Source organism: Sphaerisporangium sp. NPDC088356 (genome assembly GCF_040685555.1).
Classification (GTDB): domain Bacteria; phylum Actinomycetota; class Actinomycetes; order Streptosporangiales; family Streptosporangiaceae; genus Sphaerisporangium.
This window is the reverse complement of sequence record NZ_JBFBIK010000112.1, coordinates 1-8,819: the sequence shown is the minus strand read 5'-3', so window position 1 is coordinate 8,819 and position 8,819 is coordinate 1. Positions and strand designations below refer to the sequence as shown.

9 protein-coding genes are annotated in these 8,819 nt (G+C 69.8%); 6 read left to right on the top strand and 3 right to left on the bottom strand.

The window, feature by feature from the left end:
* Positions 1-26: 26 nt before the first annotated feature.
* Positions 27-1,094: a polyprenyl synthetase family protein gene (locus AB0O34_RS29605; protein ID WP_363920949.1), complete on the bottom strand. Its 1,068-nt coding sequence runs from the start codon at positions 1,092-1,094 to the stop codon at positions 27-29.
* 259 nt (positions 1,095-1,353) lie between these two features.
* On the opposite strand from AB0O34_RS29605, the gene metF reads away from it, so the two are divergent.
* Complete coding sequence (gene metF / locus AB0O34_RS29600) at positions 1,354-2,268, top strand: methylenetetrahydrofolate reductase [NAD(P)H] (protein WP_363920947.1); 915 nt, start codon at positions 1,354-1,356, stop codon at positions 2,266-2,268.
* Here metF and AB0O34_RS29595 read toward each other — a convergent pair.
* Both AB0O34_RS29595 and AB0O34_RS29590 read right to left on the bottom strand, forming a co-directional pair.
* The gene (locus tag AB0O34_RS29595) at positions 2,265-2,819 is read right to left on the bottom strand and encodes a GNAT family N-acetyltransferase (protein WP_363920945.1); all 555 of its coding nucleotides are present in this window, start codon (positions 2,817-2,819) and stop codon (positions 2,265-2,267) included. The genes metF and AB0O34_RS29595 overlap by 4 nt on opposite strands.
* A 155-nt stretch (positions 2,820-2,974) precedes the next feature.
* Positions 2,975-3,451 carry a YbaK/EbsC family protein gene (locus tag AB0O34_RS29590; protein WP_363920943.1) on the bottom strand — a complete coding sequence of 159 codons (477 nt, stop codon included), beginning with the start codon at positions 3,449-3,451 and terminating at the stop codon, positions 2,975-2,977.
* Between the two features lie 135 nt (positions 3,452-3,586).
* Here AB0O34_RS29590 and tnpA point away from each other — a divergent pair, with 135 nt between their 5' ends.
* The 5 genes from tnpA to AB0O34_RS29565 all read left to right on the top strand — a co-directional run bounded on the left by tnpA (position 3,587) and on the right by AB0O34_RS29565 (position 8,359).
* Positions 3,587-3,985, top strand: coding sequence for an IS200/IS605 family transposase (gene tnpA, locus AB0O34_RS29585; RefSeq protein WP_363920941.1), 399 nt, complete (start codon positions 3,587-3,589; stop codon positions 3,983-3,985).
* A 6-nt stretch (positions 3,986-3,991) separates the two neighbouring features.
* Complete coding sequence (locus AB0O34_RS29580; RefSeq protein ID WP_363920939.1) at positions 3,992-5,281, top strand: transposase; 1,290 nt, start codon at positions 3,992-3,994, stop codon at positions 5,279-5,281.
* A 112-nt stretch (positions 5,282-5,393) separates the two neighbouring features.
* Complete coding sequence (locus tag AB0O34_RS29575; RefSeq protein ID WP_363920937.1) at positions 5,394-6,233, top strand: L,D-transpeptidase family protein; 840 nt, start codon at positions 5,394-5,396, stop codon at positions 6,231-6,233.
* A 104-nt stretch (positions 6,234-6,337) separates the two neighbouring features.
* A complete protein-coding gene (locus tag AB0O34_RS29570) occupies positions 6,338-7,177 on the top strand; it encodes an aminoglycoside phosphotransferase family protein (RefSeq protein WP_363920935.1) in 840 nt (279 codons plus the stop codon).
* Positions 7,178-7,918: 741 nt separating this feature from the next.
* Entirely contained in the window at positions 7,919-8,359 is a 441-nt protein-coding gene (locus AB0O34_RS29565) for an SAV_6107 family HEPN domain-containing protein (protein ID WP_363920933.1), read from the top strand.
* Positions 8,360-8,819 lie beyond the last annotated feature (460 nt).

Sequence of the window (8,819 nt, the reverse complement as noted above, 5' to 3'; positions counted from 1 at the left end):
CCGCGGTAGTTCGGGTCCGCGGTGGCTCAGCTCCGGCGCGAGGTGGCGGCCACCGCCAGCTCGGCGAGGGCGTCGCGGGCCTCGCCCGTGATCGGCGCGCGCTCCAGCGAGCTCAGCGCGTCGTCGAGGTAACGCTTGATCATCTCCTCGCTCGCCGTCAGGGCCCCGGTCTCCTCGATGATCTCGCGGAGCCGCTCGACGCCGCCCGCGTCGAGCCCAGGGTCCCCGAGCAGCCTGCGGACCTCGGCGGCCTGACCGTCGGACGCGGCCGAGAGGGTGCGGGCGATCAGCATCGTGCGCTTGCCCTCGCGCAGGTCGTCGCCCGCGGGCTTGCCGGTCTCCGCGGGGTCGCCGAACACGCCGAGGACGTCGTCGCGGAGCTGGAAGGCGATGCCGACCTTCTGGCCGTACTCCACGCACAGCCGGTCGAGCCACGGCTCCTGGCCGCGCGTGGCGAGCAGCAGGCCGAGACGCAGGGGTTGCTCCACGGAGTACTTGCCGCTCTTGTGCAGGGCGACCCTCAGCGCGCTGTCGAAGGTGTTGTTCCCGTGTGCCTGCTCCAGCAGGTCGAGGTACTGCCCGCACATCAGCTCCGTGCGCATGAGGTCGTGCACCGGTTCGGCGGCGGCGAGCGCCTCGGCCGGCAGGCCGCTCGTACGCCACATCTCGCTCGACCAGACCAGCAGCAGGCTGCCCAGGAGCACCGCCGCGCCCTCGCCGAACTGCACGGCCGAACCCCGCCAGCCCGACTCCTGGTGCATGGCCTGGAACCGCCGGTGCGCCGCGGGCTTTCCGCGGCGCAGATCGCTGGCGTCCATCACGTCGTCGTGGATCAGCGCGCTCGCCTGGAGCAGCTCCAGCGACGCCGCGGCGGTGTAGATCGCCGCGTCCTCCTCCCCGCCCGCGCCACGCCAGCCCCAGTAGCAGAACGCCGGACGCAGCCGCTTGCCGCCCGCAAGGAAGTCCTCCGCGGTCGTCATCAGAGGGCTCAGCTCGGGGCCGCTGACCAAGGGACGCTGCCGGTCGACGAACATCCGAAGGCGGCGGTCCACCTCGGAGCGGAAGGCATCCGACAGGGCGAAGGAAGTGGTCATGCTCTGAGATTAACGGCCGCACGAGAGCACCCCGATTTCCCGTCCCCGGTGTGACCTACGTCATGCAGGAGCGGAGGGTCGTGAACGCGAGGAAGAGTGGCCGGCGTGCGAGGTCGCGGGGCCCGGCAGGACGTCGCACAAGACCCGCGAGCCCTCGTGGCCCCTGTGCGACGCCGGTCGAGGAGCGCACGTTCACCAGCGGTGCGGGCCGGACCGGACCTGTAGCCTTGGAACCATGGCTCTGGGTCGTCCTTCATACATGCCCGACCGCGTTCCCACCGTCCGGGAACTACTCGCCTCCGGGGGCCGGTCGTTCTCTTTCGAGTTCATGCCGCCCAAGACCGATGAGGGGGAGCGGCAGCTGTGGCGCGCGATCCGCGAGCTTGAGGCACTGCGCCCCACGTTCGTCTCCGTGACGTACGGCGCGGGAGGCTCCACCCGCGACCGCACCGTCGAGATCGTCGAGCGGCTCGCCCACGAGACGACGCTCACGCCGGTCGCCCACTTCACCGCCGTGGACCACTCGATCCGCGAGCTGCGCCACCTGGTCGGCAGGTTCGCCGGGGCGGGCGTGCGCAACATCCTCGCCGTGCGGGGCGACCCCCGTGGCAGTGACCCGCTGGCCGAGTGGATCAAGCATCCCGAGGGCGTGCTGTACGCCGAGGATCTCGTGCGCCTCATCCGCCAGGCGGGCGACTTCTGCGTGGGGGTGGCCGCCTTCCCCTACCGCCATCCGAGGTCGCCGTCGATCGAGTCCGACACCGACTACTTCGTGCGGAAGTGCCGGGCCGGAGCCGACTACGCCATCACGCAGATGTTCTTCAGGGCCGACGAGTATCTCCGGCTGCGCGACCGGGTGGCGGCCCAGGGCTGCGACACGCCGATCATCCCCGGCATCATGCCGGTGACCCAGATGAGCACGATCGCGCGATCGGAGCAGCTGTCGGGCGCCCCCTTCCCGCCTGAGGTGGCCGAGCGCTTCGCGGCGGTCGCCGACGACCCGGCCGCGGTGCGCCGCCTCGGCATCGAGCACGCCGCCGAGCTGTGCCAGACGCTTCTCGACGAGGGAGCGCCGGGCATCCACTTCATCACCTTCAACAGGTCGAGCGCGACCCGCGAGGTCTACCAGGCCCTTGTGCCGTCCCCCGCCCCCGTTCCCGCCGGCCAGCCCTAGGCCAGGGGGCGGAGGGGGAGCATGCTGCCGACGATCGCGTAGTGCTCGTAGCCGCCGGGGAAGACGAACTTGCTCATGAGGTCGACGAAGCCGAGCCGGTGGTAAAGGTGGCGTGCGGCGGTGGGCTGGTCATGGGTCGACAGCACGGCGGTGCTCTCGGGCCTGCCCTCGCACAGGCCCTGCACCAGCCGGCGGCCGATGCCCTTGCCCTGGTAGCCGGGGTGCACGTGGATCTCGGCGATCTCGAAGGCGTTCCCGAACCAACCGGCGGAGACGGGCGGGCCCGACCGCTCCTCAAGCGCGCGGCGCACGACGTCGTGCCACCACTGGCCGGGCATGCCATGAAAGCCGTACCCGAAACCGACCGCGGCGCCGTCCGTGTTCTCGGCGAACAGACAGGTGAAGTCAGGAAATGTCGCGTGATTGCGCATGATGCCCTGTCGACCTGAGAGCTGATCGACCGGTGGGCGCATCGCCGCCGTGTAGATGTCGATCACGATGTCCAGCGCGGAGACGAACCCCTCGGGACCGGCGCGTCGCAGTTCGATCACTCATCGCACACTAGCAGGGCGCCGATCACCCGGCGGTCGAACGTGGGCGAGACCGATCTTCATGGCGTTTTCCCGACATTTAGTCGCGCCCCTCGCTCGGACGGCGTACGCAGGTCGGGCCCGAAGGCGCCGGTTCGCACGCCGGCCGCGGCGCCCTACTCCACCTCGACCGGGGTGCCGCCGGTGATGCGGACGAGCTCGTCGAAGGTCGTCGGGAAGACGGTGTGCGAGTGGCCGGCCGCGGCCCACACGACCGCGTGCTTGCCCAGCCAGGTGTCCACCAGCGTGCGGATGGGCGCGGGATGGCCGACCGGGGCCACCCCGCCGATGGTCTGACCCGTGGCGGCCTTCACGAACTCCGGAGAGGCCCGCTTGACCCGGGAGACGCCGACGAGCTTCGCGACCAGCCCGGTGTCGACCCGGTGCGCGCCGCTGGTGAGCACCAGCAGCGGCTCCCCGTCGGCGTCGAAGATCAGGCTGTTGGCGATCGCGCCGACCTCGCACCCGACCTGGGCGGCGGCCGACGCCGCGGTGGGGGCGGAGTCGGTGAGCACGACCACCTCACCGGTCGCGCCGGCCTCCCGCAGAGCGTCGGAGACCTTGATCACGCTGGGATGCGACTTTTCTGGCACGTGGACACTCTAAACACCCTGACCCGCGTGGGCGATCGGAGATCTAGGGCGCGGACCCCTGGCTTCAGCCATGGGGGTAAGCCCTTCTCTCGAATCTTTGAGCGGTAGATGGGCTCCTTTTGTATATTGGCCGATGTGGCTGTGACCTTGCGTAGGAACAGCAACATCGCCTTCCTGTGCGCCTTTCAGGTGGTGTGGTGCCCCAAGTACCGCAGGCGGGTGCTGGGTGGACGGATCGAAGAGCGACTCAAGCAGCTCATCGGCGAGGTGATCGAGGAGAAAGGGGCGTGGCTGGTAGAACTGGAAGTCATGCCCGATCACGTGCACCTGCTGGTCGAGGTGGACCCCCAGTTCGGGATTCACAAGCTGGTCAAGGCCATCAAGGGCCGCTCCTCCCGCGTTCTGCGCCAGGAGTTCCCGAGTTTGACCTCCAAGCTTCCGACGCTGTGGATCAACTCCTACTTCGTGGCCACGGTCGGCGGGGCGCCCCTGGATGTCGTTAAGGGGTACGTCGAGAACCAGAAGAACCGGTGATCGGTGATGCTAACCGGACGCAGGTACCGCCTGGACTTCACCCCCGAGCAGGGTGATTTCGCCGAGCGGATCGGCGGAGCATGCCGCAGCGTGTGGAACACCGCTTTGGAGCAGCGCCGCATCTACCGGCGGCGCGGTGCGTTCATCGGCTACCACCGACAGGCCCGGCAGCTTGTGGAGGCCAAGGGCGAGTTCGAGTGGCTGGCCGAGGTGCCCGGCCACTGCCTTCAGCAGACATTGATCGACCTTGATCAGGCGTGTGCCCGGCACGGCACGTGGAAGGTCCGCTGGAAGTCCAAGGCCGGCAACCTGCCGTCGTTCCGCTTTCCCGAGGGCGGGAAGATCGCCATCGAGCGGTTGAACCGGCGCTGGGCACAGGCGAAACTGCCCAAGCTCGGCTGGGTCCGCTTCCGCATCACCCGCCCGCTCGGCGGCAAGGTCAAGAACGCCACCGTGTCCCGCGACGGCGGCCACTGGTACATCAGCTTCCTCGTCGAGGACGCGATCACCCCGCCTGAGCGGCACGCGAACCCCGGCACCGGGGTGGGAATCGACCGGGGGGTGGTCAAGGTCGTGACCCGCTCGGACGGACGCTTCCACCACCAGGTGTTCGCCCGCGGGCGGGAAGTTGAGCACGCCAAGAAGCTCCAGCGGGACTTCGCCCGGACCCAGAAGGGATCGGCCCGGCGCAGGAAAGCCGCCGCGCGGGTCGCCGGCCTGGCGCGGAAGATCCGCAGACGCCGGGAGGACTTCGCCGCCAAGACCGCCGGTACCCTGGCCATGAGCTTCGAGCTGGTGGTATTCGAGGCCCTGGCGACCAAGAACATGACCGCCGGTGTCCAACCCAGGCCAGACCCGCAGCGGCCGGGCGCGTTCCTGCCTAACGGGGCCGCGAGCAAGACCGGCCTGAACCGGTCCATCCTGGACAAGGGCTGGCACCGCATCGAACGGGCCACCCGCAGCAAGGCCCGCTACACGGGCACCCATGTGATCACCGTCAACCCCGCGTACACCAGTCAGACGTGCAACGTATGCAAGGTGGCGGATCGGAAATCCCGCGAGAGCCAAGCGGTCTTCCGGTGCACCTCTTGCGGACACACCGAGCACGCCGACGTGAACGCCGCCAAGAACATCCTCACCGCCGGGAGGGCGGAGCACGCACAACCCAGACCGGGTGTGCGCGTTGGGGCGCGCAAACCACGCAACCGCGTGGGCCGGAAGGCGAACCGCCAAGCAACAGCGCCTGGAGTCACCGCGAAGACGGAACCCCGGACGGCTGGAATCCCCCGGCTTTAGTTTAGCCGTGGCGAGCGCTTCATTACATCTCTGTGACTGTACGGGGTGTGGCGTGACCGTTGCGCTAGTGTCCGGACGACCGATAGTGGTGTGTCCGAAGGGAAGTTTTGACATGGGGGTTGGTAGGCGGCTCGCCGCCGCGGTGGTGCTGACCGCGGGAGCCGTGCTCGTCTCGGGCTGCGGGCTGGGGGCCCAGCAGGTGAGGCCGGCGGCGTTAGCGGGTGCCCCCGCGCCCGGTCGCGCGGCCACTCAGGCGGTCACGATCCATGTGACGCCGGTCGGCCTGGTGCGCGCGGCCGAGCCATTCGTGGCGCCGCACGGCACTCTCAAGTTCGGCGCCAAGGGCGTCGCGGTGAAGGAGCTCCAGGGAAGGCTGCGGGAGCTCGGCTACATGCCCGGCAAGATCGACTCGAACTACGGCGGCACCACGCAGTCCGCCGTCTGGGCCTTCCAGAAGGTCCAGGGCATCTCCCCGACGAGCACCATCAACAGCCGCACGTGGCGGGCGCTGGAAGCCCCCAAGGCTGCGCAGGTGCTCGTCCCGACCGGCAAGCCCGACCGGGTGGAGGTGAACCTCACCAAGCAGATCGCCGTGCTCTACAGGGCCGGGCAGGTGAAGCTCATCACCCACATCTCCTCGGGAAGCGGCATCCCCTACTGCGAGACGGCCACCTGGCAGGGCAGGGCGCAGAGGTTCTGCGGCGACGCGAGAACCCCGACGGGTGACTTCAAGACCACCTGGCGCAGGTCCGGCTGGCACAAGTCCTACCTCGGCCAGCTGTACAACCCGATCTTCTTCAACGGCGGCATCGCCCTGCACGGCGCGCTGTCGGTCCCGCTCGCCCCGGCGTCCCACGGGTGCGTGCGGCTTCCGATGCACGTCGCCCAGGTGCTGCCGTCCCTGCTGGGCACCGGGGTGCCGGTGCACGTCAGGGGCAAGTTCCAGCGCTGAGCCGCGCCGTCTCGCGTGAGGGCCGCGATCGTCACGACGACCGCGGCCCTCACCGTCTCCCACACCCTTCACCGGACCCGCTCTCACACCGCCGGAGGAGCCTTGTGACTGATTGGAACCGTGACACCGTCCCGCCGGCCGAGGTGCCTCTGGTGGGAGATGGCGTCACTCAGGGGATCACCCGTGCCGGGGACACCGTCCGCCGCCCGGTCAGGCCCTTCACGATGACGGTGCAGGCTTTCCTGGCGCACCTGCACGCCGCCGGCTTCCCGCACGCTCCGATCCCCCTGGGCATCGACGAGCAGGGCAGGGAGGTGCTCTCGTTCGTCCCGGGCGACGTCCCGCGAGAGCCCCTGCCGCCCGGCACAGCGGGGGAGGAGGTCCTGGTCGAGCTCGCTCGGCTCATCCGCGGGCTCCACGACGCCGCCCAGGGCTGGGTCCCGCCTCACGACGCGGTCTGGGGAGGCATACCCGGAGCGCAGGTCACGAGCTCGACCTCCGATGGTGAGCCGCTCGTGGTCGGCCACCGCGACTACTGCCCCGGCAACGTCGTCTTCCGTGAAGGGCTGCCCGCGGCGCTCATCGACTTCGATCTCGCCAAGCCGACGTCGAAGGTCGACGACCTCGCCAACGCCCTCTACTACTGGGCGCCGCTGCTGCACCCGCACGACAGGGCCCCCGCCTACGTCGACCTCGACATTCCCCGCAGGGTCGGGATCTTCGCCGACGCCTACGGCATGACGGCCGGCCAGCGCCGCGCCCTGGTGCCCGCGGCCACGCGCATGGTCGGCCGCTTCCACGCCAACATGCGTGCCGCCGCCGAGGTCGACCCGGCGTTCAGGCGCATGTGGGACGACGGCGTGAAGGACAGGCTGCCCCGGGCCGAAGCCTGGATCCGCCGGCACGGCCCCGCCATCACCACCTACCTCACCGGCACCCTCTAGAGCCTGTCTCGCCGGGCCCTCTGGCGCCCGCCTCGCCGCCACCCGCAGAGCCCGGTTCACCGCGTCCCTCTGGCGCCCGATTCGCCGCCACCCTCCGGCGCCCGGCCCATCGGCGTCGCCAGGGTGTCGCACATGATCGAACCTTTGTTCGCTTCATGCTTGACAACACGCGTCATCGAATTTATGTTCGACAGGGTGAGGGTGGGACTCGCGGCCCGCCCTCACCACCGGCGGGAGCGCGTCGTCGGCGGCGGCCTCGCCACGCGCACGATGGCCGGACGGGGAGAGGGGAAGCTCCTCGTCCGGCCCGACAGAGCAGCACACGGCCCGACAGAGCAGCACCACGAGCCATCGAGACCCATCGGACCCCATACCGCCCGGACCGAGAAGCACCGGATCAAGAACCACCAGATCGGCAAGCACAGGTCCAAGAACCACCGGATCACGACCGCCGGACCGGGGAGCGGCGGACCCCAACCGCCCAGACCGGAAAGCACAGGACCGAGAACCCCGGACCGGGAAGCAGTGGACCGGGAAGCAGTGGACCGGAAGCCATGGGAGCGGGAGCACTCAGCACCCGAGCGTGACGCAGCCGGGCATCAGAGGGTGACCGGGGCGAGGGAGCGAGGTACGAGCCGGCCGAGTGACCACGACCAGCGGACCACCGAAATTGTCGGTGGTGTCTGCGACTGTGTTATCACCGGCGGTTACCGCCGGGGCCACGACCCCAAGGAGGGTGTCATGACTCGAGAGTCCGGAGAAGGTCCCCGGATTTCACAGACCGTGCGCGCGCACCTTGCCGACGCGCATTCCTGCCTCGCCGACGCGTCGGCGGCCCGCACACCCGCCGAGCGTTACGTCTCGGCGCATCTCGCCGCGCTGCGTGCGGCGGCCGCGATCCTCGCGGCCCTGCCCCGGCCGATGGACGGCCGCAGGCGACGGCTCCGCAGCGCGTGGGAGCTGCTGCCCGAGGCCGAGCCCAGGCTCGCGCAGTGGGCGGCCTACTTCGCGGTGAGCGCCACCAAGCGTGCCTCGGCGGAGGCCGGCATGGTCCGCGTGGTCTCGGCGCGAGACGCCGACGAGCTGATCACCGAGGCCGACACCTTCGTGGGCGTCGTCGAGGGCATCTTGGGTGTCCCCGGCCAGTCCACGCTGCCAGTGAGGGCTCCCTTGGCCGGATGACCCGGCGGCATTCCGCCCGCCCGCACGGCCTGTCCGTGCCGCTTCCATGGTCACCGCTTGACGCCGCACAGCCGTGCCATGCACACCGGCAGCCCGCCATCGGCGCATGCCGGAAGATCGGGGCGCTGCCGACCCCTGCCCGGTGGGGAGCCGGAGCGTGGCTGTCGTTTGCCCGTGGCCAGGCCGCCCATCGCCTGCCCTCGTGGTGTGCGGCGCGGTAGGTGGTGCCTGCCCCATGACGTGCGGTCGGGAGCGCTGGCGACAGCCTAACGGACCATCGTCCCCAATGGACCCTCCTGTGAGGACGAGTCCGCCGGGTGGGCCTGGTATCCCGCCCGGCGGTCGGCCCCCCCACAAAACCCCCCCGGGGGGTTGGGGGGCCGGGGGGGCCCGGCCCAAAAGAAAAAAATAGGAATATGGGGGGGTGGGGGTATAGTTGTAAGAATGCTGTTTATATTAT